Below are 253 nucleotides of genomic sequence, written 5' to 3'. Positions count from 1 at the left end.
CAGCTTTGCGGTAACGTGCTGCCTCTTCTTTTTCAACATAGCTTGCCAACTCAAATAGTCCACTAGCAAGAAGTGATGCTGCTGACGAGTCTCGATAGTTTTTAATTTCCGGATCATCAGGCGCGTTATAATCAAAATACGGAACTAGATCTTCAGGCATGTTTTTGTGAGTAAGGATGTAATTCACAATATTACGTGCATGGTTTAAAAACTTTTCATCTTTTGTGTAGCGATAAACCATTGTATAGCCATA

1 pseudogene is annotated in these 253 nt (G+C 38.7%); it reads right to left on the bottom strand.

Features of this window, described 5'->3' with window-relative positions:
- Positions 1-253: pseudogene (locus R0K30_RS22730) on the bottom strand (glycoside hydrolase family 88 protein); the annotation flags it as partial.

Origin of the sequence: Bacillus sp. SIMBA_154 (assembly GCF_046536015.1) — a bacterium.
GTDB lineage: Bacteria > Bacillota > Bacilli > Bacillales > Bacillaceae > Bacillus > Bacillus pumilus_P.
The sequence above is the reverse complement of the archived record's forward strand: the minus strand, read 5'-3'. Positions and strand labels throughout refer to the sequence as shown.